Origin of the sequence: Mycobacterium sp. (assembly GCF_032162105.1) — a bacterium.
Lineage (GTDB): Bacteria > Actinomycetota > Actinomycetes > Mycobacteriales > Mycobacteriaceae > Mycobacterium.
The window spans coordinates 1-26,101 of sequence record NZ_JAVRPS010000292.1; the positions used below are offsets into that span (position 1 = coordinate 1).

General features: G+C 67.5%; 24 protein-coding genes, 1 tRNA gene and 3 pseudogenes. 11 read left to right on the forward strand and 17 right to left on the reverse strand.

The window, feature by feature from the left end:
• Positions 1 to 340: VIT1/CCC1 transporter family protein (locus QOC69_RS14980; protein WP_526440813.1), on the reverse strand; the 340-nt coding region annotated here is incomplete at its 3' end.
• A 102-nt stretch (positions 341 to 442) separates the two neighbouring features.
• Here QOC69_RS14980 and QOC69_RS14985 point away from each other — a divergent pair.
• The gene (locus tag QOC69_RS14985; protein WP_526440815.1) at positions 443 to 2,383 is read left to right on the forward strand and encodes an acyl-CoA dehydrogenase family protein; all 1,941 of its coding nucleotides are present in this window, start codon (positions 443 to 445) and stop codon (positions 2,381 to 2,383) included.
• A gap of 5 nt (positions 2,384 to 2,388) precedes the next feature.
• On the opposite strand, the gene QOC69_RS14990 is transcribed toward QOC69_RS14985, so the two are convergent.
• The gene (locus QOC69_RS14990) at positions 2,389 to 2,868 is read right to left on the reverse strand and encodes an LppP/LprE family lipoprotein (RefSeq protein ID WP_526440817.1); all 480 of its coding nucleotides are present in this window, start codon (positions 2,866 to 2,868) and stop codon (positions 2,389 to 2,391) included.
• Positions 2,869 to 2,883: 15 nt separating this feature from the next.
• Positions 2,884 to 2,959: transfer RNA gene (locus QOC69_RS14995), tRNA-Asn, on the reverse strand.
• Between the two features lie 155 nt (positions 2,960 to 3,114).
• Between QOC69_RS14995 and QOC69_RS15000 the strand changes: the two genes are divergently transcribed.
• A complete protein-coding gene (locus tag QOC69_RS15000) occupies positions 3,115 to 3,372 on the forward strand; it encodes a hypothetical protein (RefSeq protein WP_526440819.1) in 258 nt (85 codons plus the stop codon).
• Here QOC69_RS15000 and QOC69_RS15005 read toward each other — a convergent pair.
• Genes QOC69_RS15005 through QOC69_RS15015 form a run of 3 tightly spaced genes read right to left on the reverse strand, consistent with a single transcriptional unit; the run spans position 3,369 to position 6,931 of the window.
• Complete coding sequence (locus tag QOC69_RS15005) at positions 3,369 to 3,653, reverse strand: DUF7155 family protein (protein WP_526440821.1); 285 nt, start codon at positions 3,651 to 3,653, stop codon at positions 3,369 to 3,371. The two genes, QOC69_RS15000 and QOC69_RS15005, sit on opposite strands and share 4 nt — an antisense overlap.
• Positions 3,654 to 3,708: 55 nt before the next feature.
• On the reverse strand, positions 3,709 to 5,640 hold the full coding sequence (gene dnaG / locus QOC69_RS15010) for a DNA primase (RefSeq protein ID WP_526440823.1): 1,932 nt from the start codon (positions 5,638 to 5,640) through the stop codon (positions 3,709 to 3,711).
• A 31-nt stretch (positions 5,641 to 5,671) separates the two neighbouring features.
• On the reverse strand, positions 5,672 to 6,931 hold the full coding sequence (locus tag QOC69_RS15015) for a deoxyguanosinetriphosphate triphosphohydrolase (RefSeq protein ID WP_526440825.1): 1,260 nt from the start codon (positions 6,929 to 6,931) through the stop codon (positions 5,672 to 5,674).
• Positions 6,932 to 7,003: 72 nt separating this feature from the next.
• On the opposite strand from QOC69_RS15015, the gene QOC69_RS15020 reads away from it, so the two are divergent.
• The 5 genes from QOC69_RS15020 (at position 7,004) to QOC69_RS15040 (ending at position 14,276) form a co-directional block, all read left to right on the forward strand.
• Positions 7,004 to 9,019, forward strand: a complete 2,016-nt coding sequence (locus QOC69_RS15020) for a TPM domain-containing protein (protein WP_526440827.1) — start codon at positions 7,004 to 7,006, stop codon at positions 9,017 to 9,019.
• A 309-nt stretch (positions 9,020 to 9,328) separates the two neighbouring features.
• Positions 9,329 to 12,091: an AAA family ATPase gene (locus QOC69_RS15025; protein ID WP_526440829.1), complete on the forward strand. Its 2,763-nt coding sequence runs from the start codon at positions 9,329 to 9,331 to the stop codon at positions 12,089 to 12,091.
• Positions 12,092 to 12,144: 53 nt separating this feature from the next.
• On the forward strand, positions 12,145 to 12,444 hold the full coding sequence (locus tag QOC69_RS15030; protein ID WP_526440831.1) for a hypothetical protein: 300 nt from the start codon (positions 12,145 to 12,147) through the stop codon (positions 12,442 to 12,444).
• A 207-nt stretch (positions 12,445 to 12,651) separates the two neighbouring features.
• Complete coding sequence (locus QOC69_RS15035) at positions 12,652 to 13,890, forward strand: DUF6777 domain-containing protein (RefSeq protein ID WP_526440833.1); 1,239 nt, start codon at positions 12,652 to 12,654, stop codon at positions 13,888 to 13,890.
• A gap of 44 nt (positions 13,891 to 13,934) precedes the next feature.
• A complete protein-coding gene (locus tag QOC69_RS15040) occupies positions 13,935 to 14,276 on the forward strand; it encodes a hypothetical protein (RefSeq protein WP_526440835.1) in 342 nt (113 codons plus the stop codon).
• A gap of 6 nt (positions 14,277 to 14,282) precedes the next feature.
• On the opposite strand, the gene QOC69_RS15045 is transcribed toward QOC69_RS15040, so the two are convergent.
• Positions 14,283 to 15,662 (reverse strand): glycine--tRNA ligase, encoded by a 1,380-nt coding sequence (locus QOC69_RS15045; protein WP_526440837.1) that lies wholly within the window; start codon positions 15,660 to 15,662, stop codon positions 14,283 to 14,285.
• Positions 15,663 to 15,744: 82 nt separating this feature from the next.
• Between QOC69_RS15045 and QOC69_RS15050 the strand changes: the two genes are divergently transcribed.
• Both QOC69_RS15050 and QOC69_RS15055 read left to right on the forward strand, forming a co-directional pair.
• Positions 15,745 to 16,125: an ArsR/SmtB family transcription factor gene (locus QOC69_RS15050; RefSeq protein ID WP_526440839.1), complete on the forward strand. Its 381-nt coding sequence runs from the start codon at positions 15,745 to 15,747 to the stop codon at positions 16,123 to 16,125.
• Complete coding sequence (locus QOC69_RS15055) at positions 16,122 to 16,538, forward strand: Fur family transcriptional regulator (protein WP_526440841.1); 417 nt, start codon at positions 16,122 to 16,124, stop codon at positions 16,536 to 16,538. Before QOC69_RS15050 ends, QOC69_RS15055 begins: the two co-directional genes overlap by 4 nt.
• On the opposite strand, the gene QOC69_RS15060 is transcribed toward QOC69_RS15055, so the two are convergent.
• Genes QOC69_RS15060 through recO form a run of 3 tightly spaced genes read right to left on the reverse strand, consistent with a single transcriptional unit; the run spans position 16,527 to position 18,714 of the window.
• Positions 16,527 to 16,973, reverse strand: coding sequence for a hypothetical protein (locus QOC69_RS15060; protein WP_526440881.1), 447 nt, complete (start codon positions 16,971 to 16,973; stop codon positions 16,527 to 16,529). The two genes, QOC69_RS15055 and QOC69_RS15060, sit on opposite strands and share 12 nt — an antisense overlap.
• 51 nt (positions 16,974 to 17,024) lie before the next feature.
• A complete protein-coding gene (locus QOC69_RS15065; protein WP_526440843.1) occupies positions 17,025 to 17,924 on the reverse strand; it encodes a decaprenyl diphosphate synthase in 900 nt (299 codons plus the stop codon).
• Positions 17,857 to 18,714 carry a DNA repair protein RecO gene (recO, locus tag QOC69_RS15070; RefSeq protein WP_526440845.1) on the reverse strand — a complete coding sequence of 286 codons (858 nt, stop codon included), beginning with the start codon at positions 18,712 to 18,714 and terminating at the stop codon, positions 17,857 to 17,859. Before recO ends, QOC69_RS15065 begins: the two co-directional genes overlap by 68 nt.
• A 109-nt stretch (positions 18,715 to 18,823) precedes the next feature.
• On the opposite strand from recO, the gene QOC69_RS15075 reads away from it, so the two are divergent.
• A complete protein-coding gene (locus QOC69_RS15075) occupies positions 18,824 to 20,269 on the forward strand; it encodes an amidase (RefSeq protein WP_526440848.1) in 1,446 nt (481 codons plus the stop codon).
• Between the two features lie 37 nt (positions 20,270 to 20,306).
• Positions 20,307 to 20,816 (forward strand): CAP domain-containing protein, encoded by a 510-nt coding sequence (locus QOC69_RS15080; protein WP_526440850.1) that lies wholly within the window; start codon positions 20,307 to 20,309, stop codon positions 20,814 to 20,816.
• On the opposite strand, the gene era is transcribed toward QOC69_RS15080, so the two are convergent.
• From era to QOC69_RS15115, 7 genes and pseudogenes are all read right to left on the reverse strand, one after another.
• Complete coding sequence (gene era, locus QOC69_RS15085; protein WP_526440852.1) at positions 20,817 to 21,728, reverse strand: GTPase Era; 912 nt, start codon at positions 21,726 to 21,728, stop codon at positions 20,817 to 20,819.
• A complete protein-coding gene (locus QOC69_RS15090; protein ID WP_526440854.1) occupies positions 21,725 to 22,039 on the reverse strand; it encodes a cytidine deaminase-like protein in 315 nt (104 codons plus the stop codon). The genes era and QOC69_RS15090 overlap by 4 nt, the downstream gene beginning before the upstream one ends.
• Entirely contained in the window at positions 22,036 to 23,322 is a 1,287-nt protein-coding gene (locus tag QOC69_RS15095; RefSeq protein WP_526440856.1) for a CNNM domain-containing protein, read from the reverse strand. Before QOC69_RS15095 ends, QOC69_RS15090 begins: the two co-directional genes overlap by 4 nt.
• 13 nt (positions 23,323 to 23,335) lie before the next feature.
• Positions 23,336 to 23,872 (reverse strand): rRNA maturation RNase YbeY, encoded by a 537-nt coding sequence (ybeY, locus tag QOC69_RS15100; RefSeq protein WP_526440858.1) that lies wholly within the window; start codon positions 23,870 to 23,872, stop codon positions 23,336 to 23,338.
• Positions 23,873 to 23,906: 34 nt separating this feature from the next.
• Positions 23,907 to 24,242: pseudogene (locus tag QOC69_RS15105) on the reverse strand (PhoH family protein); the annotation flags it as partial.
• 261 nt (positions 24,243 to 24,503) lie between these two features.
• A pseudogene (locus QOC69_RS15110) lies at positions 24,504 to 25,331 on the reverse strand (LAGLIDADG family homing endonuclease); the annotation flags it as partial.
• Positions 25,320 to 26,021, reverse strand: a pseudogene (locus QOC69_RS15115) (PhoH family protein); the annotation flags it as partial. The pseudogenes QOC69_RS15115 and QOC69_RS15110, both read right to left, overlap by 12 nt.
• Positions 26,022 to 26,101 lie beyond the last annotated feature (80 nt).

Below are 26,101 nucleotides of genomic sequence, written 5' to 3' on the forward strand. Positions count from 1 at the left end.
TCAGCATCATCACCAACTCGGCCCGCTCCTCGTCTGGATACCGGCGGAACGAGCGGCGCTCGACGCGGACCTCCGAGTCGAGTTGTTCGTTGGCCGTCGTGACCGACGTGTACTCACCCAGCGCCATCGAGAATGCGCCGGCCAGCAGCCCGGCGACGCCGGCCAGGATGATGGCGTGCGTGCTCGCGCTGGCCGCCACACCGGCGATGAGTGCGGTGTTGCTCACCAATCCATCCATCGCACCGAAGGTCGCGGCGCGCAGCCAGCCACCCGTCACGTCGGCGTGCCGGTGGTCGATTTGGTGGGGCAGCCCCTGCTTCGGACTGTCCGGCTCGGTCATGGTCACGATTGAACGCCTGCCCGATTTCGCGCCGCCACTCAGGATGCCCTGGGTTTGCCACATCACAGTTTCGGCGGGCCAACCACGGGTTACCGTCAAGTAATGACCACCACCGCGCAGCATCTGCGCAAGACGCTGGACGGCCGTTGGCACGACGCCAAGGAACGGTCCAGAAAGCAGATGTCGAACGAAATCTTTCGACCGCACTACACCCCCAACACGGTGATCGCGCGAACGAAAGCGCTGGAACAGCTGAAGATCATCGCCGCCGCCGGTGCAGCCGACGACGGTTTCCGCAAGGAGCACGGTGGCACCGGAGACGTCGGCGCCGCAGTCACCACAATCGAGATGCTCGCGATGTCCGACCTGTCGCTGATGGTGAAGGCCGGCGTGCAGTGGGGCCTGTTCGGCGGCGCCATCGAGAACCTGGGCACCGAGCGGCACCACGAGGCCTATGTCGCAAGGATCATCGACCTCGACCTGCTTGGCTGCTTCGCGATGACCGAGACCGGGCACGGCAGCGACGTGCAGTCGCTCGAGACCACCGCGACCTACGACCCCGACACCGATGAGTTCGTCATCGACTCCCCCACTCGGACCTCCCGCAAGGACTACATCGGCGGGGCGGCCGAGACCGCCACCGTCGCAGCGGTGTTCGCGCAGTTGATCACGGCCGGACCCGGTGAGGAGCAGCAGGCCCACGGCGTGCACTGTTTCGTGGTTCCGCTCCGTGACGCCGACGGCAATGACATGCCGGGGGTGACCACGTCGGATTGCCACTACAAGGGCGGCCTGCCAGGTGTCGACAACGGACGCATCATGTTCGACCACGTCCGGATTCCGCGCGACAACCTGCTGAACAAGTACGGCGACGTCTCAGGGGACGGGACGTACACGTCGCCCATCGAGAATCCCAACCGGCGGTTCTTCACCATGCTCGGCACTCTGATCCGTGGCCGGGTCACCGTCGGCGGCAGCGCGGCGGCGGCCGCGCGGGTGGCACTCGACATCGCGACCCGGTATGCGTTGCAGCGCAAGCAGTTCTCCGCACCTGATAGTGATGACGAAGTCGTGATCATGGACTACCTGGTGCATCAGCGGCGGCTGTTCCCGCTGATCGCGCAGTCCTATGCGCTGCAGTTCGCGCAGAACGAACTGGTGGCGAAGTTGCACGAGATCCAGACCACCGAGATACCCGACCCAGAGGAGCAACGCGAGCTCGAGTCACGCGCGGCCGGCCTGAAGGCGGCCAACACCTGGCATGCCACCCGGGCGATCCAGGAGGCGCGGGAGGCCTGCGGTGGTGCGGGCTATCTCGCCGAGAACCGGCTGATTGGACTGAAGGCCGACACCGATGTGTTCACCACGTTCGAGGGCGACAACCACGTGCTCACCCAGCTGGTCGCCAAGGAGCTGCTCACCGCCTACGCCGACGACATCAAGGGCATGAGCCCCGTCGAATGGGTGCGGTTCGGGGCCAATTTCGCCAGCGAACAGGTGCTGAAACGCACTGCGGCGCAGACGATCATGCAGACCATCGTCGACAGCCGGCAGGACAACGAGGAAGAGGGCAGCCTCTTCAACCGCGGCAACCAGGTGAAGATGTTCGAGGACCGCGAGGAATACCTGCTGTCCACCGTCGCGCGTCGGCTCCAGGGCAAGAGCAAGGAGATGTCGGCCTTCGACGCCTTCAACTCCGTGCAGGACCACGTACTGCACGCCGCGGGTGCGCACATCGACCGCGTCATCCTGGAGGCGTTCGTCGCCGGGATCGAATCATGCGAGGACGATGAGGCGCGCAAACTGCTCGGCACGGTATGCGATCTGTACGCACTGTCGGTGATCGAGGACGACAAGGCGTGGTTCATCGAGCACCGGTACCTGTCCACCGAGCGCGCGAAGGCGGTCACCCGCGGCATCAACGACCGCTGCCGCGTGCTGCGGCCGTACGCCGAGATGCTGGTCGACGGATTCGGGATCCCCGAGCAGTTGCGCTACGCCGAAATGCTGCACCCCGAGCACATCCCGGACGCCGACGACTAACGGCGTCAGGGGCCGGGAATTGGGCCAAGCGCCTCGAGCTTGCCGTCCTTCACCTTGAAGCGGACGGTGCCGATACCGGTCGGGCAGCACGCCGGGTCCTGGCCCTGCCGCCACTGGTACTGCACGACGGCGGTGTCGTTGCCCTCCGTCGTCACGTTGACGTAGGGCTTCGGGTCGGGAGCGGGTGTTCCGATCGGCGAGTTGTGGTCGAAGAACAGCACCTGATGCGGGCTGTCGGATGTGTCGCCGACCCCGACGACCACCCAGTGCAGCTGGCAGTCGGGAGTGTGACCGCGGGAGGTTTCGCGCCACTGCTGACCCGCGGGCAGCTGGTTGATCTCGTGGGCGACGGAATCGGCGGACGGGCCTTCGGCCTGCGTGCAGCTCGCCGAGCTGGTGGGCGGAGCCGACGGTGGACTCCAGCCGCAACCGGCGGCGATCAGGGCCATCGTCGACACCGTGGCGAGGATTCTGAGCGGCCGCATCGTGCGAGCTTACGGTGGCTCCCCCGCCTGGACTCGAACCAGGAACCTTCCGATTAACAGTCGGAAGCTCTGCCAATTGAGCTACAGGGGACTGCCCGTTCGGCCGCGGAACCAGCCCGCTGACCGAGGATCGACTTTAGCGTACGGATCGCCGAACTTCGGCATCGGGCACCGGCACCTCATCCCGACGCACGCGGCGCAGTGAGGCAGGATGGAGGCAATGCACCGACATCTGGGAGGGGTCCTGTGATCCGAGCCGCCGTCGTATTGGCCGTCGGCTACGTCTTGGGAGCGAAGGCGGGCCGACGCCGCTATGAGCAGATCGCCGGGACCTATCGCGCCGTCACCGGCAGCCCGAAGACCAAGGCCGTGATCGACGCGGGGCGCCGCAGATTGGCCAACCGGGTGTCACCCGATCCGGCGCTGGTGAACTTGACTGCCATCGACGCCGAGACCTCGGTGTTGCATCCCGAGAACCCGCAGGCCAGGTCCGACGGGCGTTAGCCGACCGGCACGTTCCAGGTCTGGCCCGGCAGCAGCGGGCCGGTGCTGGCGCCGCTGTTGGGCCCATAAACGCCCAGATCCGGGCTGCCCAGGTTGACGCCATTGCCGTTCGAGTAGGACAGGCACACGCCGTCCTCCTTGTTGCCGTACCACGCCAGGCACGCGGGCCCGGCGACGGACTGGGCCGCATTGCCGATGCTCAGCGAGATGGCGATCGGAGCGGCGACGGCGGCCACGGCGAGTGCGCCCGCAGCGACGACTCGGTGTGCTCGGATGGTCATGAAGTGCCTTCCCAGTGTTCCCGACAGCGCACTCACCTTAGCGTGTGTGACCGTCTCACGCAGTAAGGTCGTCGCCGCTGGCCTGCTGCAGCAGGCTCTTGCGGTACGTCTCCAGCGCGATGAGGTCGCCGAACAAGGTGTTGTACTCGTCGGTCTGGTCGACCGGTGACATGCGATGCAGTTTGGACTTCATCTCGGCGATCTGGCGGCCCACCCAGACTTCCTGCAGGCGGGCCAGCACCCCACCGATGTAGCGCGGGAGGCGTTCGTCGTCGTCGACCTTGACGGCCTCGACCCCGAGCTCGCTGACCAGGCCCGCGGAATCGGGTGACGCCGCCTGCGCGCGGACCGCCTCGATCCACTCGCCGCCGGACAACCCCGCGGACATGCCGCCGGCCGCCGCGACCGCCGCACGCACGGCCGCATACCCGGGGTGGGTGAAGCTCTCGACGGTCAACGTGTCGAACACCGGCCCGGCGATGGCGGGATACTGCAGCGCCGCCTTGAGCGCTTCGCGCTGCGGCCACAGCGTGGGGTCGCGCGGGTCGATGCGCGTCACGACGGGCCCCTCGGCGGCTGGACGGCGAATCTCCCGGCGCGGCGCGGAACGGTTCCCGGCATTGGCGCTGTCTCGCACTCTGCTGACGACCTGGGCGACCTCGTCCCAGCCGACCCAGCCGGCCAGCTGCCTGGCGTACTCCTCGCGCAGTGTCGATTCCTTGATCTTGGCCACCATGGGCACGCAGCGGCGCAGGGCCGACACCCGACCCTCGGCACTGTCCAAGTCGTGGTCGGCCAGCGCGGTGCGAATCGCGAACTCGAACAACGGGGTTCGCCGGGCGACGAGATCACGCAGCGCGGCGTCACCCGACTTCAGCCGCAGATCACAAGGATCCATGCCGTCGTCGGCGACGGCGACGAACGACTGGCCGGCCAGGTTCTGCTCACCCTCGAACGCCTTCACCGCCGCCGCGCGGCCCGCTGCGTCACCGTCGAACACATAGATCAATTCGCCGCGAAAGAAGTTGTCGTCCATCATGAGTCGGCGCAGCATGGACAGGTGCTCGTCGCCGAACGCGGTACCGCAGGACGCGACCGCAGTGGTGACGCCGGACTGGTGCATGGCCATCACGTCGGTGTAGCCCTCGACCACGACGGCCTGATGTCCCTTGGCGATGTCGCGCTTGGCCAGGTCGAGCCCGAACAGCACGTTGGACTTCTTGTACAGCACCGTCTCCGGGGTGTTGACGTACTTCGCCTCCATGTGGTCGTCATCGAACAGGCGACGGGCACCGAATCCGATCACCTCACCCGACGAGACGCGGATGGGCCACAGCAGCCGCCGGTGGAACCGGTCCATCGGTCCACGCTTGCCCTCGCGCGACAGGCCGGCCGCCTCGAGCTCCTTGAACTCGAAGCCCTTGCGCAGTAAGTGTTTCGTCAGGGAGTCCCACCCGGATGGCGCGAACCCGCAGCCGAACTTGCCTGCGGTGTCGGCGTCAAAGTTGCGCTCGACCAGGTATTGGCGGGCGGGTGCGGCCTCCGTCGATTGCAGGGCCTCTGCGTAGAACTCCTGCGCGGCGGCATTTGCGGCGATCAACCGGCTCCGGCTGCCGCGGTCCCGCTGCACGTTCGTGGTCGAGGAACCGGTGTAGGTGACGGTGTAGCCGAGCCGATCGGCAAGCATTTCCACCGACTCCACGAAGCTGACGTGCTCGATCTTCTGCAGAAACGCGTAGACATCGCCGCCCTCACCGCAACCGAAGCAGTGGAAGTGTCCGTGGTTGGGGCGGACGTGGAACGACGGTGACTTCTCGTCGTGGAACGGGCATAGGCCCTTGAGCGAGTCGACGCCTGCGCGGCGCAACTGGACGTAGTCGCCGACGACGTCCTCGATGCGGACGCGTTCGCGGATGGCCGCGATGTCGCGATCGGGGATCCGTCCACGACCCCGAGTCGCTTCGCTCCCGCCCGTCGATCCCGCCATCGGCTCAGTCTATGCGGCCCGGGCGGGCCCGCTACGCGGGTTCGAGCCGCTCCAGCCGACCCTCGGTGAAGGACGCGATCTGGTCGAGGATTACCCGCAGCCGGGCACCGTCGTCCGCGGCGTCGTTGAATTCCGGCACGAAGATCGGGTCGAGGGTGGCCGGTGCCCGGGCCAGCAGGAACTGGGCGACGTCGTGGATCCTCATCCGTTGCTGCGCCTGCAATTCGAGGTGCGGCGGGTCGGACATGATGAACTGCAACGCCAGGATCTTCAGCACGGCGACCTCGGCGCGCACCAGCGACGGCACCGACAGTTCGGCCTGGTAGCGGACCAGCCGACCAGCACCTGCCGTGTCCCTGGTGGCCGCGATGGCCGCCGACGCGAACCGCCCGACCAACTCGCTGGTCAACTTCTTCAGCGCGACGGACGCGATCAGCGTGCCGTCGTACTTGCCGACGGCGGCGACCACCGGCAGCGCCGACAGTCGCCCGGCCGCGGCGACCAGGGCGTCGGCGTCGAGCCCGGCACCCATCCCGCTGGCCTGGCCGAGCCGGCCCAGTGCCGCGGCCGCGTCGTCGTCGGCCAACACGCGCAGATCGATGCGGCCCGACACCACCCCGTCCTCGACGTCGTGCACGGAGTAGGCGACGTCGTCGGCCCAGTCCATGATCTGGGCCTCGAGGCAGGGTTTGGCCCCCGGCGCACCGGACCGCGCCCACGTAGCCGCGGGAGCGTCGTCGGCGTAGAAACCGAACTTGCCGTTCCAGTCCGCCGCCCGGTACCACGGATACTTGGTGACCGCGTCCAGCGCGGCCCGGGTCAGGTTCAGCCCGGCGCTACGTCCTTGCGGGTCAAGCACTTTGGGCTCGAGTCGAGTGAGGATGCGGAAGTTCTGCGCGTTGCCCTCGAACCCGCCGTAGTCGATGGCCACCTCGTTGAGCGCGCGCTCACCGTTGTGACCGTAAGGCGGATGGCCGATGTCGTGGGCCAGCCCGGCGAGGTCGACGAGGTCGGGATCGCAGCCCAACCCGACCGCCATCCCCCGCCCGATCTGGGCCACCTCAAGCGAGTGGGTCAACCGGGTCCGCGGCGTCTCGCTCTGCCGTGGACCGACCACCTGCGTCTTGTCGGCCAGCCTGCGCAGCGCGGCACTGTGCAGCACCCGGGCGCGGTCGCGGGCGAAGTCGGTGCGGTGCTCGGTGTCGGTGCCCGCCAGCGCGGCACCCTTCGGCGCCTCGGCCACCAAGCGCTCGCGGTCGAAGTCGTCGTATGGGTCGTTGCTCGTAATCACCGAGGCACAGTCTGCCAGGACTGTTCGCCGGTCTCGGACGTCGTGGGCGCGGCGCCCACTAGATTGACGGTCATGCGCAGGAGACTTGGGGTTGCCCGCCTTCTCGGCCTGGTCCTGGCGGTCCTGACCGCAGGCTTGGTGATGGTGCCGACCGCGCCGACGGCCAGCGCCGATCCGCCGTTCCGGGTCTCCGATTACGTCACTGACAACGCGAACGCGCTCAGCGGTAGCGCCCTCTCCAACGTGCAGAGCGCCGTGCAGAACCTCTACAACTCCCGCCGGGTCCGGCTGTGGGTCGTCTACGTCGACTCGTTCTCCGGCCAGTCCGCCGAGACGTGGGCCCGAAACACGAGGCGGATGAGCGACTTCCAGGACGAGGACGCCATCCTTGCCGTCGCCACCGCCGACCGCGCCTACGCGCTACTGGTGCCCGATGCGGCGACGGGCGGGGTGGACGTGGATACCCTGCGCCGCAACGACGTCGAGCCCGCCCTGCGCCGCGGGGACTGGGCCGGCGCTGCGGTAGCGGCCGCCGACGGCCTGAACCGGCCCCCGTCGTCCGCAGGCGGCGAGATCACCTGGGTGGGAATGGTGGCCATCCTTGCCGTCATCGCCATCGCGGTGCTGGTGCTGTTGTTGTGGAGGCGGCGCCGCAAGCGCAAGCGCCGCGAGGCCGAATTCGCTGCCGCGCAACGGGTCGATCCCGCCGACCCCAACGCGCTTGCATCGGTCTCCATCGACGCGCTCGACGACCTGTCCCGCTCGATCGTCGTCGACGTGGACAACGCGGTACGCACCAGCGACAACGAATTGGCGCTGGCCGTCGAGGAATTCGGCGAGAAGGACACCGCGCCGTTCACCGCGGCCGTGGCCGACGCCAAGAAGACGCTCTCCCAGGCGTTCAACGTCCGCCAGATCCTCGACGACGCCGTGCCCGAGACCCCGCAGCAGCGGCGCGACCTGCTGACCCGCGTGATCGTCGCGGCGGCGAGAGCCGACCAGGCACTCGACGCCCAACGCGCCGCCTTCCAACAACTGCGCGATCTCCTCATCAACGCCCCGACCCGACTCGACATGCTGACCCAGCAGATGGTGGATCTGACCGCGCGACTCGAACCGGCGCAGCAGACCATGACCAGCCTGCACGGGCAGTTCGCCGATACGGCACTGACTGCAGTGGCCGGGAACGTCGAAACCGCCAAGCAGCGGCTGTCGTTCGCCGACCAGAACATCAGCAACGCGCGCACGCTGGTCGCGCGGCCCTCCGACCGGCAGGGCGGGCTGGTGGACGCCATCCGCGCCGCGGAGTCCGCACTGGGTCAGGCCCGCACCTTGCTGGACGCCGTCGACAGCGCCGCCACCGACATCAACCGCGCCGTCGCCGGTCTGCCTGCCGCGATCGCCGACATCCAGGCAGGCATCAACCAAGCCGCCGGCCAGCTCGCGCAGGGCAACGTCCCACACGCAACAGAACTCGGCACGGCCAGGGACGCGGCCGTCAAGGCGGTGTCGAACGCTCAGAGCACCGGCAGCGCCGATCCGCTCGGCGCGTTCACCCAGCTGACCCAGGCCGACGCCGAACTCGACCGACTGCTGGCCACGATCAGCGAGGAGCGGGAGGCCACCGAGCGGTTGAACCGTGCGTTCGACCAGGCCCTGTTCACCGCCCAATCCCGGGTGCGTTCGGTGTCCGACTACATCGACACCCGCCGCGGGACCATCGGCCCAGAGGCCCGCACCCGCCTGTCCGAGGCCGTCCGCCAACTCGAGGCGGCGCAGGCCAAGCGGACCACCAACCTGTCGGAGGCCATCGCGCACGCCAACGGCGCATCGATGCTGGCGGCCCAAGCGCAGACCATGGCCAACGCGGACGTGAGCAATGCGCAGCGCTCCTTCACCGGCGGAGGCTACGGCGGCGGAGGCGGGGGCAACATGGGCGCGGTGCTCGGCGGCATCATCATCGGCAACATCCTGTCCGGGGCGCTGGGCGGCGGCATCGGTGGCAGCGTGGGCGGCGGAGGCTGGAGTTCGACGACGTTCGGCGGCTCGAGTGGCGGCGGGTTGAGCGGCGGCGGGGGCCGGTTCTAACTGCTGACTCTCTGGCGCGGGAAGGTGCCCGCGCAGGAAGGGCTGCGCGCCGTTGAGGACCGCGAGATAGTCGGTGACCGCGTCGATCGCGACCAACGTGACATGTGGCCAGATCTGACTTCAGACTCGTTTCATGGCAATCTTCTCGGGTTTGCCGAACTGAGGACGAGGGGGCCCGTCGAGGTTAAGATTCGCGATACCTGAGAGTTTGCGTGTAGTTGTCTGTGTGCAGTACCGGCTGTGACGCATGTGTTTGCTGGGGAGGCCCCTTTGCTCGCACGGCCAGCCAAATCACCTCTCCATTCGGGAATGACCGCCGGTGTGGTCCCCCCGCCCGAATCTGACGATGTCGCCGCGTTCTTGACATCGGCAGCGCAGCGGGTTTCGGGCTTGGTCGTCGAGGGGGAGCCGGGTATCGGGAAGACCACGTTGTGGTCGGCCGCCGTCGGGCAGGCCTCACACCGTGGGTTCCGTGTGGTTTCGGCTCGGGCAGGGTCGGCCGAAGTGGTGCTGACTTTCGCGGTGTTGGCGGATCTGTTCGGTGACGTCGACTCGGCGGTTCTGGCCGAGTTACCGCACGTGCAAAGGGTTGCCGTAGACAAGCTGCTCGAGGAGGCGGGCGAGAGTCCCGCCACGGACGAACGTGTATTGGGCGCGGCGTTCCTGTCGGTGGTCGAGCGCCTCACGGCGGATACGCCGGTGCTCGTCGCGATCGACGATGCGCAGTGGCTGGATGCGTCCAGCGAGGCCGTCCTCGCGTTCGCCGTGCGACGGCTCAAAGGGCGAGTCGGGGTGCTGGTCACGGCACGCTCCGATACCGCCAGTCCTGCTGCGGCGGCGTCGTGGTTGCAGCTGAGGCGACCTGACGGTGTCGACCGGATTCGAGTAGGTCCGTTGGCGCTCGGCGGCCTGCACGCGATGTTCTCCGCGCGGCTAGGGCATTCGCTACCCCGTCCGACGATGGTGCGCATCGCTGAAATCTCCTGCGGCAACCCGTTTTACGCGCTCGAACTGGCGCGCTCGATGGATGATCCGTCAGCGAACGCTGAGCCGACGTTGCCCGGGAGCCTGACCACGCTAGTGCGCAGTCGGCTCGGGGGCCTTGGCGCCGATGTCGGCCCCGTGCTGCTTGCCGCCGCCACCGCAACGACTCCGACGGTTGAGCTGCTTTCGGCGGCCACCGACACGACCGCCCAGCGTGTCGTCGAGCTGCTCGACGGGGCCGAAACCCAGGGCATCATCGGGTTCGATGGCAACCGCGTGCGGTTCTCACATCCGCTGCTTGCCACCGGGGTCTACACCGACGCGAGTCACGCCCGGCGCCGCGCGATCCATCGCCGATTGGCCGAGCTAGTGCAACAGCCTGAACTGCGGGCCCGTCACCTGGCATTGGCCGCGACTACCGGCGATTCTGCGACCCTGGCGGCGCTGGACGCAGCCGCCGATGTGACGCGTGCCCGCGGCGCTCCAGCTGCGGCGGCCGAGTTGGTCGATTTGGCGATCGGGCTCGGCGGTGACACGCCTCAGCGCCGGATGCTGGCGGCGGGACTGCACTTCCGGGCCGGCGACATCGGCCACGCCCGTAGCGTGCTCGAGCCGACCATCGCAGCGATGCCGCCGGGCATCCTTCGGGCGATCGCGTTGAATCTCCTTGCCGGAACGCGGATTTACGATGACAGCTTCATCGAGGCCGCGGAGTTGCTCAAACGTGCACTCCCCGATACCGAAACGAATGCCGCAGTGCGGGCGCAAACCCATCTGACGTTGTCGATGGCTCAGGCCATGGCGGGCGTATTCGATGAGTCACTGCACAATGCCGAACAAGCGGTGGCCCGCGCCGAAGAATGCGGTCGCGCGGTGTTGATCAGTCAAACGCTTGCCTTCTGGGTGTCGCTGAAATGCATGTATGGACACGGGGTCGACGAATCCAGTCTGCAGCGCGCGTTGGACATGGAGAATCCCGACAAGGACGTCCCCATCAGTTTCCGTGCCAGCGCCGCCAAGGCCCTCGTGCTGGCCTGGTCAGGGCGGCTGGACGAGGCACGCACCCAGATGCTCGAAGTGCGGCGCCACTGCGTCGAACGCGGCGCGGAAAGCGACATGATGTGGATCGCGAGCTACACCACGCTGATCGACATCTGGCTTGGACGGTTCGCCGACGCCGCACTGGTCGGCGAGGACACCATGGAGCGAGCGCAACAACTTGACGGCCCCAACATGCTCGCGATCGCCGGGCTGGTCCGAACGGCCGTTGCCGCCTACCGCGGTCGCGAGCAGGACGCCCGCGCCGAAGCCCGCCAGGCGATCGCGGACGCCCAGGGATGTGGAGCCGTCTACCTGACCGAGTGGCCGATCATGAGCCTCGGGTTCTTGGAGGTGTCGCTGGAGAACTACGCCGAGGCGCTGACGACCCTGCAGCCGCTGCTGGACAGGTTCGACGCAACCCCTGGCACGGAGATCATGACGTCGGCATACCTCCCAGATGCGGTTGAGGCGATGGTCGCGCTGGGCCGACTGGACGACGCCGAACCCTTGATCGATGCGCTGGAACGCAACGGTAGTCGGCTGGACCGGCCGTGGATGCTCGCGGTCGGCGCCCGGTGCCGCAGCAACTGGCTGGCCGCCCGCGGCGACCTCGAGGCCGCCGACCGCGCGGCTCGTGAAGCGATCACCCACCATCAGCGTCTGCCGATGCCGTTCGAACATGCCCGAACGCTATTACTGCTGGGCCAACTCCAGCGTCGGCAACGCCACCGCGAAGTCGGCGCAGCAACGCTGCGCGCCGCGTTGGCGGCGTTCGAGGAGATGGGAACCCCACTGTGGGCAGAGCGGGCCCGCGCCGCGCTCGCGCGAACGGCACCGAGTCCAGGCTCCGTCCTCATCCCATCCGAACAGCGGATCGCCGAACTGGCGGCCTCCGGCATGAGCAATCACGACATCGCCGCGGCACTGTTCATCAGTTCCAAGACAGTCGAGGCCAACCTCACCCGGATCTACCGCAAGCTCGCCATCCGCTCCCGCGCCCAACTCAGTGCGCATCTGAACCACGGCGCCGATACCGACAAGGGCTAGCGCGAGGGGAGCCCCTATTACGCGCGGCGCCCACCGGACCTAGCGTCCGATGCGTGTTCGACACGGCACCGCATCTCCCGTACTACCTCGTGGAGTGGTATCGCCCGGAGCTCACCGCGCAACCGCTCGACGACACCATCGCCAAGCTCGACGCAGGCACGGTGGCGATGCGCGCCGAGGGCTCAGCGGTGCGACTGCTGATGGCGTTGACCGCACACGCCGATCAAGTGCTCTACAGCGTGTTCGCGGCCTCATCGCCCGACACGGTCAGGCAGGCATGCGAACGGGCCGGTTATCCGGCCGAGCGGCTCACCGCCGGAATCGACGCTCGAGTCATACCGGACGAATCGTAAAGGGGCAGTGTCCCAATGACAGATGAAGAATCGCCGACTGAATCTCAGCCGGCAGAATCCGACCCGAATAGTGTCGAGCCGAGCACAGAGCCGACCGACCAACCGACTCAGTCACAGCCCGCCGAGCACGTCGCCAGCCATGACGACGAGGGTCCCACGGAACTGATCGGCCGCGTACAAGCCGGTCCCGGGTCGCGCGAACGAACCTTGAAGCGCGCGGCCATCGCCGCAGGCGTCGTCGTGCTCGTTTGCATCCTGGCATTCACACTCACCCAGATCATTCGAAAGGATCCACCACCTGCGGTTGAGGAGACCGCTGCGGCAGAGGTGTTCTTGCAGGCGGCCGATACCGTCGGCGACAGCCCGTTCGCGCCGACGTCGTTCTCCACCCAGCAGCCGGATCCGACGAATCCGGGTAGCGATCCACTGGGGCCGCCCCCCGCCGCGCCTGCCCCGCCGCCGGACGGCCAGGCGGCGCCGATGGTATTACGCACGGCCAACGGAGACCTACCGGGCCTGTACGGCGGCACCCTCGACACGACGACGTGTGACGCCGAGCTGATGATCAACTACCTCGGGGAGAACCCGAACAAGGCTCGGGCATGGGCGGGCGTGCACCGCATCAGCCCCGACCAGATCCGTGCCTACGTCACCGAACTCACCCCGGTGCTGCTTCGCACGGACACCCGCCTCACCGATCACGGGTATATCGAAGTGGGACAGGCGATTCCGCGGCAGGCGGTGCTGCAGGCCGGGACTGCCGTGCTGGTGGACAAGTACGGCTCGCCACGCGTGCGGTGCATTTCCGGTAGCCCGTTGCTGGACCCGGTGGCCATCGCGGCGCCGGCGATACGGCCCGCGGGCAACGTGGTGGTCCAACCAGCGGCGGCTCCTGCGCGTCCTCGCGTGATCTTCGTCGGCCCAAGGTGGCCACGCTTCGACCCGGTGACGATCGTCGTCATCAGGCGGGTCGTCAGGATCATCGACTACTTCCTCCTGTGGGATTTTCGAAGGGGCGTGCTACTGGCGCGACGCATCGGCATCATCATTCGCGACATCGCGAACCTCCTGGACCCGCGACTTCGAGGGATAGTCCCTTTGAACCTGCTTCCGCGCCCCGTGCCGGCCAGGCCGCCGGTGCAGGTGCCCCTGCCACTGCAGCCGCCTCGGATCCTGCCGCAGCGACCACCTGTTCAACAGGCGCCCCCGCAGGGTCCGCCGGCGCAACAGGCTCCCCCGCAGGGTCCGCCACTGGTACAGGCACCCCCGCCGGTCCTTGCACTCCCGCCGGCTCAGGCCCCCTTACCCCTACCTCAACAGCAAGTACCGCGGATCTTCGCGGATCCATGGGATCCCCGATATACAACCCAGGGCCGTCGATCATCGATCCGCCGATCTGGGACCCGCCCGTCCCTGAAATGCCGGGCGGACACACGCCCTCGGTAACGGGACTAACTCCCGGCGGTGGCATGCCCGTGCACACGCCACCGGTGACCGGAGGAACGACCAGCGGCGGTGGGAACATCCCCGCTGAGATTCCTTCGGACACGGGCGGAGGCGTACCGGTGCCCGCCATCACGGGCGGATGCTCTAACCCGGCCTACCCGTGCTTGCCCGCCGCGCCCTCCGGCGGGGGACATCCGACGGCGCCGATTCAGGACGCCCCCGCGGACGTGCCTGCGGCCGATCCGATCCCGCAGCAGGTTCCGCAGGACACGGGCTCCAGCGGCGGCTCCACCCCACCCGACTACGGGAGCCTGCCCGGTGCGGCCGATACCGGCGGCGACCCCGGCGGCAACCTGCAGTGCGATCCCCTGCTGAATCCCTGCTAGGCGGGGCTAGGAACCCTTCAGTCGGACCGCCAAGTAGTCACTGACCGCGTCGATCGCCACCCGTTCCTGAGTCATGGCGTCGCGTTCGCGGATGGTGACCGCCTGATCGTCGAGCGAGTCGAAGTCCAGCGTCACGCAGAACGGGGTGCCGATCTCGTCCTGCCTGCGGTAGCGACGACCGATCGCGCCCGCGTCGTCGAAGTCGACGTTCCACGACTTGCGCAGTTCGGCCGCGAGGTCGCGGGCCTTGGGTGACAGGTCGGCATGCCGGGACAGCGGCAGCACCGCCGCCTTGATCGGTGCGAGCCGCGGATCGAGTCGCAACACGGTGCGCTTGTCGACGCCGCCCTTGGCGTTGGGTGCCTCGTCCTCGTGGTACGCGTCGACCAGGAACGCCATCAGCGAGCGAGTCAGACCGGCTGCCGGCTCGATGACGTAGGGCACGTAGCGAGCCTCGGTCGCCTGGTCGTAGAACGACAGGTCGACACCGGAAGCCTTGGTGTGACTGGACAAGTCGTGGTCAGTACGGTTGGCCACACCCTCCAGCTCACCCCACGGGTTGCCCTGAAAGCCGAACTTGTACTCGATATCGACCGTGCGGGTGCTGTAGTGCGACAGCTTCTCCTTGGGATGCTCGAAGAGGCGCAGGTTGTCGGCGTCGATGCCAAGGTCGACGTACCACTGCAACCGGGTGTCGATCCAATACTGGTGCCACTGTTCCGCGGTCGCCGGCTCGACGAAGAACTCCATCTCCATCTGCTCGAACTCACGGGTGCGGAAGATGAAGTTGCCCGGGGTGATCTCGTTGCGGAAGCTCTTGCCGATCTGGCCGATGCCGAACGGCGGCTTGCGGCGTGACGTCGTGACGACGTTGGCGAAGTTGACGAAGATGCCCTGCGCCGTTTCCGGCCGCAGGTAGTGCATCCCCTCCTCGGTCTCGATCGGACCGAGGTGTGTCTTGAGCATCATGTTGAAGTCGCGCGGCTCGGTCCACTGGCCGGGCTCACCCGTCTCCGGGTCACGGATGTCGGCCAGGCCGTTTGGCGGTGGATGGCTGTGCTTGGCCTCGTACGCCTCGATGAGATGGTCTGCGCGGTAACGCTTGTGGGTAATCAGCGACTCGACCAGCGGGTCGTTGAACACCTCGACGTGGCCTGAGGCCACCCACACCTCGCGCGGCAGGATGATCGCGCTGTCCAGGCCGACGACGTCGTCGCGGCCCGTGACCACCGACCGCCACCACTGCCGCTTGATGTTCTCCTTGAGCTCGACTCCGAGCGGACCGTAGTCCCACGCCGACTTCGTGCCGCCGTAGATCTCGCCGGATTGATAGACGAGGCCACGGCGTTTCGCAAGGTTCGCAACGGTGTCGATGATGGAGGCCACGGGTGAACAGCGTAGCGAGGTGCCGGACCGCGATTCACCGCCGCGTTGACATGCACGATCATGCATGTAATCTGACTTCATAATGAAAACGATTTCCAGTACGGCCGCCGACGCCGGTGTCGAGGAACATCGGCACCACGGTCCGCCGGCTCAGGAACTTCCGCCGCGCGAAGTGCTCGACACCGCAGGCGATCTGCTGCGGGCCCTGGCCGCGCCGGTCAGGATCGCCATCGTGCTCCAACTTCACGCGGCGTCGTGTTGCGTCCACGAACTCGTCGACGCGCTCGCCGTGCCCCAGCCGCTGGTCAGTCAGCACCTGCGCATCCTGAAGGCGGCGGGCGTGGTGGCAGGCGAACGCTCGGGACGTGAGGTGTACTACCGCCTCGTCGACCACCACCTCTGCGAGATCGTGATTGCCGCGGTGGCCCACGCCGGTGAGTACGCCGCGGAAGGTGCCCGGTGAGCGGCACCGCACCGGCCGTCCGGTCCACCCGGCAGCGGGCGGCCATCTCCGCGCTGCTGGAGAACCGCGACGAGTTCCGCTCGGCCCAAGAGCTGCACGACGAACTGCGCCGCAGCGGCGATGGCATCGGTCTGACCACGGTGTATCGCACGCTGCAGTCGATGGCAACCGCCGGATTGCTCGACACGCTGCGCACCGACACCGGTGAGTCGCTGTACCGCCGCTGCTCGGAACACCATCATCACCACCTGGTGTGCCGCACGTGCGGAACGACGGTCGAGGTGCAGGGCGGTCAGGTCGAGAAGTGGACCGCTGAGATCGCCAGCGCGCACGGCTTCTCCGACGTCAGCCACACCATCGAGATATTCGGCCTCTGCGCGGAGTGCGCCAAGACGGAGTCGTCACGCGGTTAGCGCCGCGCGGACGTCCGCGCCGGTGGACAGCACCATGAGGATCAAGGTGCGCAACGCGTCGTCGGTCAGCCCCGCCGCCGGAAAGTTGTAGCGCAGCAGCACGTCGGCCATCTTCTTGGCGGCGGACCGGCGCGCCGTGGACTTGGCGGACGAGCCGTTGGCGGAGGTATCGACCAGCTTGGCGACGAGTGTCACCGTGCCCAGCATCGTCTTGGTGGCCTGCTCGCTGACGAGTTCACGGGTCTTGTTCGTCAGCGGCAGATCCCACGCCAGCGGCTGAGTGAGCGACACCATCTCCAGACCCTCGGCGATCATCACGACGCGCAGCGAGGCCACCGTGCCGTCGACGGTCACCGTCAGCGCGCCGTCGGATTCCTCGACGACGGTCATCACCTCGCGGAGTGCCGACGACAGCTGCTGCAGGAGGGTCGGCATCATTCGGCCCTGCCGCTCAGGCACATCATTCGGCTCTGCCGCTCAGGCACATCATTCGGCTCTACCGAAGCGACGATTTCGGTTCACATACTCCATGCACGCCTCCCAGAGGTCGCGCCGATCGTAGTCGGGCCACAGCTTGTCCTGGAAGACGAACTCGGCGTACGCCGCCTGCCACAACAGGAAGTTGCTCGCCCGCCGCTCCCCCGACGTCCGGATGAACAGGTCGACGTCCGGGATGTCGGCCCGGTGCAGGTGCTTGGCGAAGGCGGCCTCGGAGATCCGGCCAGGGGTGACCTTGCCGTCGACGGCTTCTTGCGCGAGTTCCCTTGCCGCTTCGACGATCTCGGTGCGGCCGCCGTAGTTCACACAGTAGTTGATCGTGATGACGTCGTTGTCCACCGTCATCTGCTCGGCGATGTCGAACTCCTTGATCACGCTGCGCCACATCCGCGGCCGGGAACCGACCCAGCGCATCCGCACGCCCATCGCGTTGAGGTTCTCCCGGCGGCGTCGCACCACCTCGCGGTTGAAACCCATCAGGAAGCGCACCTCCTCGGTGCTGCGCTTCCAGTTCTCGGTGGAGAACGCGTACACCGTGAGGTGCTTGATGCCGATTTCGATGGCGCCGCAGGTGATGTCGATGAGCACCGCCTCGCCCATCTTGTGGCCCTCGGTGCGGCCCAGGCCCCGCTGGGTGGCCCAGCGGCCGTTGCCGTCCATCACGACCGCGACGTGGTGGGGCACTTGATTCGCGGGGATCAGCGGGGCCGACTCCTTCGAGGTGTGCTGCGGAGGGCGCGAGAAGGGACCGTTGGTCTTGGGTGGCAGATCGGGGAAGAGCACCGGCCAGCTGGACGTGTCCGGGAACATCGGATAGTCGTCAGGCGCCGGGGGCAGCTGTGGGTAGGTGTCCTTCTTCGCCCGATGCCCATCCCGCTTCAATGCCATGGGCAATATCCTGCCCGAATAGCGCCGCCCGTCGATCAGCGACCGTGGTATCGACCCGATAGACCCGTTCGACCAGCGGCAACGTCCGCAACTGCCGTTCGAGATGCCATTGCAGGTGCGCGGCCACCAATCCGCTGGCCTGGCTGCGGTGCGACGACGGGGATGCCTCGGCCGCTGCCCAGTCACCGTCGTGCAGTGCGGCCATCAGCTCCATCACGCCCTGCGGCGGCGTGACCGAACCCGACGGGCGGCAGTGCACGCACACGCTGCCGCCCGCGGCGACGTGGAACGCGCGATGCGGGCCGGGCGTGGCGCAACGGGCGCATTCGACGAGCGCGGGCGCCCATCCGGCGATGCCCATGGCCCGCAGCAGGAAGGCGTCCAGCACCAGCTCCCGCGGCCGGTTGCCGTCGGCCACCGCCCGCAGTGCACCGACGGTCAGCCGGTGCAACGCAGGCACCGGGGCGTGCTCCTCGCCTGCCAGCCGCTCGGCGGTCTCCAGCACGGCGCACCCGCAGGTGTAGCGGCCGTAATCACTGACGATGTCGCTGGCGAACGCGTCGATGGCCTGCACCTGGGTCACGATGTCGAGATTCCGGCCGGGGTGCAGCTGCACGTCGATGTGCGCGAACGGCTCCAGCCGGGCACCGAACTTGCTGCGGGTGCGGCGTACGCCCTTGGCCACGGCACGGACCAGACCGTGCTCGCGGGTCAGCAGGGTCACGATCCGGTCGGCCTCGCCGAGCTTGTGCTGGCGCAACACCACCGCCCGATCCCGGTACAACCGCATCGCCCCAGTCTCTCATCACGAGGCGACAACGTCCTTGAGGCTTACCGGAGTCCGAGCCGGATATCCTCGGTGCCAACATGGCTGAGTTCTCTCCGATCCCACCCGCCCCATGACCGCTCGTTCGTCCCGCCGTCCCGACACCCGCTTCCCCACGCTGACCCAACAGCTCTATCAACTCGCCAGCAGCAGCGTGACCTCCGAGCAACTGGTCCAACGATCGCTACGCGCCATCACCGCCAGCCAGTCCACGCTCAACGCGTTCCGGGTGGTCCTGACCGACCAGGCCCCGGCCGACGCCCGGGAAGCGGATCGCAAACGGGCTGCAGGGCAATACCTTCCGTTGCTCGGCATCCCGATCGCAGTGAAGGACGACGTGGACGTCGCAGGGGTGCCGACCAGGTTCGGCACGTCGGGCACGCTGCAGGACGCCACCGCGGACGCCGAGGTGGTGCGCCGATTGCGTGCCGCGGGCGCGATCATCGTGGGCAAGACGAACACCTGCGAACTCGGTCAATGGCCGTTCACCAGCGGGCCAGCCTTCGGTCACACGCGCAACCCGTGGTCCCGCGAACACACGCCGGGCGGCTCGTCGGGCGGCAGCGCCGCAGCGGTGGCCGCCGGGCTGGTCACCGCGGCGATCGGCTCCGACGGCGCGGGCAGCGTCCGCATCCCGGCGGCTTGGACGCACCTCGTCGGCATCAAGCCGCAGCGCGGCCGCATCTCGACGTGGCCGCTGCCGGAGGCGTTCAACGGCATCACCGTCAACGGCGTTCTTGCCCGCACCGTCGCCGATGCGGCGCTGGTGCTCGACGCCGCGTCCGGCAACGTCGACGGCGATCTGCACAAACCACCACCGGTGCGGGTGGCAGAGTACCTGGGCCAGGCGCCGGGTCCCCTCACGGTGGCGATGTCGACGAAGTTCCCGTTCAACGGCTTCAAGGCCAAGCTGCACCCCGAAATCCGTGCGGCCATGGATGTGATCGCTGGCCAACTCGAGGACCTCGGCCATACGATCCGGCGCGCCGACCCCGACTACGGGGTGCAGATGTCGTGGAACTTCCTGTCGCGTTCGACCTCGGGGCTGCTGGACTGGGCCGATCGCCTCGGCCCCACCGTCGCGCTGGAAAAACGCACCACGAGCAATATGTTCACGGGCCGGCTGTTGTCGGAGCAGGTGCTGCGCAAGGCCAGGGCCCGGGAGACGTCCACCCAGCGCCGCATCGGATGGATCTTCAACCTGGCCGACGTGGTGCTGGCCCCGACCACGGCACTTCCGCCGCCCGGCGTGCACGACTTCGACCGGCGCGGCGGCCTGTCCACCGATCGCGCGATGATTCGCGCGTGCCCGGTGACCTGGCCGTGGAATCTGCTGGGCTGGCCGTCGATCAACATCCCGGCGGGTTTCACGTCCGATGGGCTGCCGATCGGGGTGCAATTGATGGGGCCTGCCGACAGCGAGCCGTTGCTCATTTCGCTGGCCGCCGAACTCGAGGCGATGGGCAACTGGTCGAATGAGCAGCCCGACGTTTGGTGGGACGAGCCCGGCCCCGAGTAGCCGCTGTTTGCACGCCGGGCCGTGGCGCACTGGCGTAATGTCCACCACCGTGAACATCAGCGATGCCGCCCGATCCTGCGCGCGGGTGCTGCCCGTGCTCGCGGTGGTCGGCGGCGCCGTCGTCGCGATGCCGTCGGCGAATGCCGACAACAAGCGGCTCAACGACGGCGTGGTCGCCAACGTCTACACGATTCAGCATCAGGCCGGCTGTACGAACAACGTGGTGATCAACCCGCAGTTGCGGTTGGCCGCGGAGTGGCACGCCAACGACGTGCTGAACAATCGCGCGCTCGACGGCGACATCGGCTCGGACGGCACGAGTGTCCAGGACCGTGCCAACGCCGCGGGCTTCAAGGGCATCGCGTCCGAGACGGTGGCGATCAACCCGGCGCTGGCGATCAACGGCATCGACATCATGAACCAGTGGTACTACCGGCCGGACTACATGGCGATCATGTCCAACTGCGCCAACACCCAGGTCGGGGTGTGGTCGGTGAACAGCCTGGACCGCTCGGTCGCCGTCGCGGTCTACGGCCAGCCCGGCTGACTAAAAGCCCAGTCGGCCAAGCTGTTTGGGGTCGCGCTGCCAGTTCTTCGCGATCTTGACGCGCAGCTCGAGATACACCTTGGTGCCGAGCAGCTTCTCGATCTGGATGCGCGCGGCGGTACCGACCTCCCGCAGGCGTGCACCGCCCTTGCCGATCACGATGCCCTTCTGGCTGTCGCGTTCGACGTACAGGATGGCGCGCACGTCGATGAGGTCCCCCTGTTCGTCCGAGCGGCCCTCGCGCGGGCTGACCTCGTCGATGACCACCGCGAGCGAGTGCGGCAGTTCGTCGTGGACGCCTTCGAGTGCGGCCTCGCGGATCAGCTCGGCCATCAGCGTCTCCTCCGGCTCGTCGGTGAGCTCACCGTCGGGGTAGAAGGCCGGTCCCGGTGGAAGTTGCGCGACCAGTACGTCGATCAGTAGGTCGACCTGCTCGCCCGTGGTGGCCGACACGGGCACGATCTCGGCGGTGCCGCCGGTGAGTTCGCTGACGGCGATCAGTTGGGCGGCGACCCTTTCTCTGGACACCTTGTCCGTCTTGGTGACGATCACGATCAACGTGGTTCTGGGCGCGATGGTGCGGATCTGTTCATAGATCCACCGGTCTCCCGGTCCGACCGTCTCGTCGGCGGGGATGCACAGGCCGATGACGTCGACCTCGGAGTAGGTGCCCTTCACCAGCTCGTTCAGCCGCTGGCCCAGAAGCGTGCGCGGCCGGTGCAGACCTGGGGTGTCGACGAGGACGATCTGGAAGCCCTCGCGGTGCACGACGCCGCGGATGGTGTGGCGGGTGGTCTGCGGGCGATTGGACGTGATCGCCACCTTGGTGCCGACCAGCGCGTTGGTCAGGGTCGACTTGCCGGTGTTGGGCCGTCCGACGAAACACACGAAGCCGGAACGGAATTCGGTCACAGCGGGTTCCCGGTACGATCCGTGACGATGACGACGGCGTCGGCCGACAACTCCTGCACCGCAGCAACGCCTGCGTCGTCGGCCGGGGCGCCGACCAGCACCGCCGCCTCGAGGCCGGACGCGCCGCTCGACACCGCCGCGGCGACGGCGGCCTGAAGTGCGGTCAGCGACAACGCGTTCAGTGCGACGGGGGCACCGGCGTAGGTCCGGCCGTCGGCGTCGCGGACGGCCGCTCCGCTGCCTGCCTCCGCGCGGGCCATCGCGCCGCGCGCGAGCACCACCAGCTTGGTGTCCTCGGCGTCGAGGCTCATCGCTCCCCCTCCTCGGGTTCGGTCGGTTTGACGAGCACGGTGCCGATGCGCACCCGGCCGCGGTGGTCCTGGCCACCCTCGGCACGCAGCCGCAGCGAATCCCAGGTCACCTCGGCGCCGGGCAGCGGCACCCGGCCCAACTCGTGGGCGAGCAGTCCACCGACGGTGTCCACGTCGAGGTCCTCGTCGACCTCGAGGTCGTACAGTTCTGCGAGGTCCTCCAGGGGCAGCCGGGCGGACACCCGGAAGTTGCCGTCCCCCAACTCCTCCACGGGAGCGACCTCGTCGGTGTCGTACTCGTCAGCGATCTCGCCGACGATCTCCTCCAACACGTCCTCGATGGTGACCAGACCTGCGATGGCGCCGTATTCGTCGACCAGCAACGCCATGTGGTTGCGGTCGCGCTGCATCTCGCGCAGCAGCGCGTCGAGCGGCTTGGAGTCGGGCACGAACACCGCGGGGCGCATCACCTCGGTGACCTTGGTGTCACGGCCGCCGTTGGTCGAGTAGTACGTCTGCTGAACGAGGTCCTTGAGGTAGACGACGCCGACGACGTCGTCGACGTTCTCGCCGATCACCGGTATGCGGGAGTGCCCACTGCGCACGGCCAGCGAGGTGGCTTGGCCCGCGGTCTTGTCGGACTCGATCCACACCATCTCGGTGCGGGGCACCATGACCTCGCGTGCCGGGGTGTCGCCAAGCTCGAAGACCGACTGGATCATCCGCCGCTCGTCGTCGGCCACCACGCCGCGCTGCTGGGCGAGGTCGACCACCTCGCGCAGCTCGATCTCGGAGGCGAACGGGCCGTTGCGGAAACCGCGGCCCGGCGTGAGCGCGTTGCCCATCAACACCAACAGGCGGCTAATCGGTGTGAGCAGTATCGAGATCGCTTGCAGCGGAAGGGCGGCCATCAGCGCGATGGAATAGGCGTGCTGGCGGCCGAGGGTCCGCGGCCCCACCCCGATGGCCACGAAGCTGACCACCACCATGATGGCTGCGGCGGCCAACAGTCCCCAGGTCAGTCCGAGGCCCTCGTACAGGTAGGCCACCAGCAGCACGGTCGCCGCCGTCTCGCAGGTGATGCGCAGCAGGACGACGAGATTGATGTAACGCGGCCGGTCGGCGACGATGCGGGCCAGCCGAGCCGCGCCAGGACGCTCGTCACGCACCATCTCGTCGATGCGCGCGATGGAGACCGTGCTGATGGCGGCGTCGATCGCGGCGAACAGACCACCCAGTCCGATGAGTGCGAGAGCGCCGATGAGCGAAGCGATTCCGGTCACCGTTCGTCGCCGGTCACGGATTGTCGAAGAGTCGGGACTCGTCGAGCAGACGCCGGTCCCGCTCGGTCTGGCGGTCCTGGTGGTATGCCGCAACCTGGTCGGCCACCCACTGCTCGAGCAGATGGCCTTGCAGGGCGAACATTTCCTTCTCCTCGTCCGGCTCGGCGTGGTCGTAGCCGAGCAGGTGCAGTACCCCGTGCACGGTCAGCAGCGCGAGCTCATGGCCCAGCGAATGTCCAGCCGCCTCAGCCTGTTTGGCCGCGAACTCCGGGCACAGCACGATGTCGCCGAGCATCGACGGTCCCGGCTCGGGCGCGTCGGGACGACCACCCGGTTCCAGTTCGTCCATCGGGAAGCTCATCACGTCGGTGGGTCCCGGGAGATCCATCCACCGCATGTGCAGATCGGCCATGGCCGAGGTATCGAGCAATACCATGGACAGTTCGGCCGCCGGGTTCACGTCCATCTTCGCGATGACGAACTTTGCGACGCTGATGAGTTCGGTCTCGGAGACGTCGACGCCCGACTCGTTGGATACCTCGATGCTCATTCGGCGGTCACCGCGCACGTGAGGAGCAAGATGATCACCGTCGCGGCCGGCCGGGGCCGGCCCTGCGCTGGGCGCGGTTCATCGACGCCGGCTCTTCGGCTCTGGCGTAGGCGTCGACGATCTCGGACACCAGGCGGTGGCGCACCACGTCGGAGCTGGTGAGCTCGGAGACGTGGATGTCGTCGATGCCGTCGAGGACATCGACGGCAGCCCGAAGGCCAGACGTGGCGCCACCGTGCAGGTCGACCTGCGTGACGTCACCGGTGACGACGATCTTCGACCCAAATCCCAAGCGGGTCAGGAACATCTTCATCTGCTCGGCGGTGGTGTTCTGCGCCTCGTCGAGGATGATGAATGCGTCGTTGAGCGTGTTGTGCGTGAGCAGAAAGTCCTCGGTGACGTATAGCGAGTCCTCCGCGGCCACCTGGATACACACTGCTTCCTTGGTGCCCTCGGGCTCGATGCGATCCACGAAGCGCATCGGCCGACCGCCGCCGGTCGAGTCGTACTTCTCCGCCTTGCGGACCATCCGGAACGGCACGATGCCCTCGGGCAAACGAATGTTGATGATGTGAGCATCCGACCTGTGGTGCACCTCGTGACCCCGTGCGAGTCCGGGCCTGCGCCCTTCCGCCGGCCGAGTCCGCACATACGCAACCCCGCCGAGAGACCGAACTAGGAACACAACGTCGTCACGGAGGCGGTCGGAGACCGTCGTGAACTCAATGCGGCACGTCCGCCCCTGCTGCGTTACCGGCCCTCCATCGGTGTCGAGCAGGCCCTGAAGGACCGCGAGCCGCACGTCGGGCGAATTGAGGAGGTAGTCCTGCGGAATGAATTTGGTGTTCGACTTCGTACCCGCGAGCCCGAGCTGCCGGAGGGCGCCCGTCACCGGATTCTCCTGGGTTATCACCTCATCCGCGCATGTGACTCGGTTCAGCACGTACTCGATCTCGGATTTGCGTCGAACGACGATGCCGGCGATGAGACGTCCCAGCGCCTCTGCCAGTTCTGGATCAGCCGTCGAGATGCCTGGAGTTGTCGCACACGTGATGCACCCGTCGCCCAGCAGTAAGCCGAGAGCGTACGGATCCAGCGGTACCGGTCGTGGCGCGAAGTTCACCGGCGAGGCGAGCATCGGCAATTCGTAGCGGTGATAGTGCGCCGCGCGGAGATTGCCAATCATCTCCTTGGTCTCGAGTAGGCGCGGCGGCTTCCCGCATCGTCGGTCGGCGCGGGTGTACACCGACCAGAGGTGGTCACCGGACGCGAGCGTCGACGAGCCGTCCTGCGCATGGACCCGGTAGATCTCCTTGAAACCCTGCGGGTAGACACCGAGCACCTCGGTGGGACCACCGTCCGAGCCGATCACGAAGTCGCCCACCCGAAGGTCACCGATCGGCCGGAAGCCGTTGGGCGTCAACACCTTCGTGAACAATGGCTGCGCGCGACCCCGCATATACCCGAGCGGCGCGACCTCGATCACCCCGGCGCTCATCAGCTTTGGGATCAGCTCGGAATCCATCATGTCGTGCAGGGCGTCGTAGAGCGGGCGCAGATACGGGTCGATCTTCTCCGACAGCGTGCCGGGCAGGAAGCCAAGGCGCTCACCGGCTTCCACGGCGGGCCGGGTGAGGATGATGCGGGACACCTGCTTGGTCTGCAACGCGTTGACCGCCTTGGCCATGGCCAGGTAGGTCTTCCCGGTACCGGCTGGCCCGATGCCAAACACGATGGTGTACTTGTCGATCGCGTCGACGTAGCGCTTCTGGTTCAGCGTCTTGGGGCGGATCGTCTTGCCGCGCCGCGACAGGATGTCCAGCGTCAGCACCTCGGCCGGCGACTCCTCGTCGGTTCCGGTCAGCATGGCGACGCTATGGCGCACGGCCTCGGGGGTGAGGGTCTGGCCACCGGCGACCACGGCGATGAGCTCTGAAAAGGCTCGCTCGGCCACGGCCACGTCGGCAGGCTCGCCGGTCAGGGTCAACGCGTTGCCGCGCACGTGAATGTCGGCGGTCAGCAGGCGCTCTACGGCCCGTAGATTCTCGTCGGCGGAACCAAGCAGGCCCACGACGAGATCGGGCGGAACATTGATGCTGCTTCGAACGGACGTGTCCGATGAGGCAGCGTTCGTCTCGCGGGGGGTCACGTGGGGTTCAGTGCCTGCTTTCTGGGTTCTAACTCCGGTGGTGACCGGATCTGGCGTTCAGGTGAGTTTACCGCTGGTCA

Coding starts and splice junctions, on each gene's coding strand:
- QOC69_RS15065 (WP_526440843.1), bottom strand. CDS start 17,924: ATGGCATTGAAGCGGGATGGGCATCGGGCGAAGAAGGACACCTACCCA.
- QOC69_RS14985 (WP_526440815.1), top strand. CDS start 443: ATGACCACCACCGCGCAGCATCTGCGCAAGACGCTGGACGGCCGTTGG.
- dnaG (WP_526440823.1), bottom strand. CDS start 5,640: ATGGCGGGATCGACGGGCGGGAGCGAAGCGACTCGGGGTCGTGGACGG.
- QOC69_RS15075 (WP_526440848.1), top strand. CDS start 18,824: ATGACCGCTCGTTCGTCCCGCCGTCCCGACACCCGCTTCCCCACGCTG.
- QOC69_RS15005 (WP_526440821.1), bottom strand. CDS start 3,653: ATGACCATCCGAGCACACCGAGTCGTCGCTGCGGGCGCACTCGCCGTG.
- QOC69_RS15060 (WP_526440881.1), bottom strand. CDS start 16,973: ATGCCGACCCTCCTGCAGCAGCTGTCGTCGGCACTCCGCGAGGTGATG.
- QOC69_RS14990 (WP_526440817.1), bottom strand. CDS start 2,868: ATGCGGCCGCTCAGAATCCTCGCCACGGTGTCGACGATGGCCCTGATC.
- QOC69_RS15050 (WP_526440839.1), top strand. CDS start 15,745: ATGAAAACGATTTCCAGTACGGCCGCCGACGCCGGTGTCGAGGAACAT.
- QOC69_RS15025 (WP_526440829.1), top strand. CDS start 9,329: ATGACCGCCGGTGTGGTCCCCCCGCCCGAATCTGACGATGTCGCCGCG.
- ybeY (WP_526440858.1), bottom strand. CDS start 23,872: ATGAGCATCGAGGTATCCAACGAGTCGGGCGTCGACGTCTCCGAGACC.
- recO (WP_526440845.1), bottom strand. CDS start 18,714: ATGCGGTTGTACCGGGATCGGGCGGTGGTGTTGCGCCAGCACAAGCTC.
- QOC69_RS15090 (WP_526440854.1), bottom strand. CDS start 22,039: ATGAGCCTCGACGCCGAGGACACCAAGCTGGTGGTGCTCGCGCGCGGC.
- QOC69_RS15020 (WP_526440827.1), top strand. CDS start 7,004: ATGCGCAGGAGACTTGGGGTTGCCCGCCTTCTCGGCCTGGTCCTGGCG.
- QOC69_RS15080 (WP_526440850.1), top strand. CDS start 20,307: ATGTCCACCACCGTGAACATCAGCGATGCCGCCCGATCCTGCGCGCGG.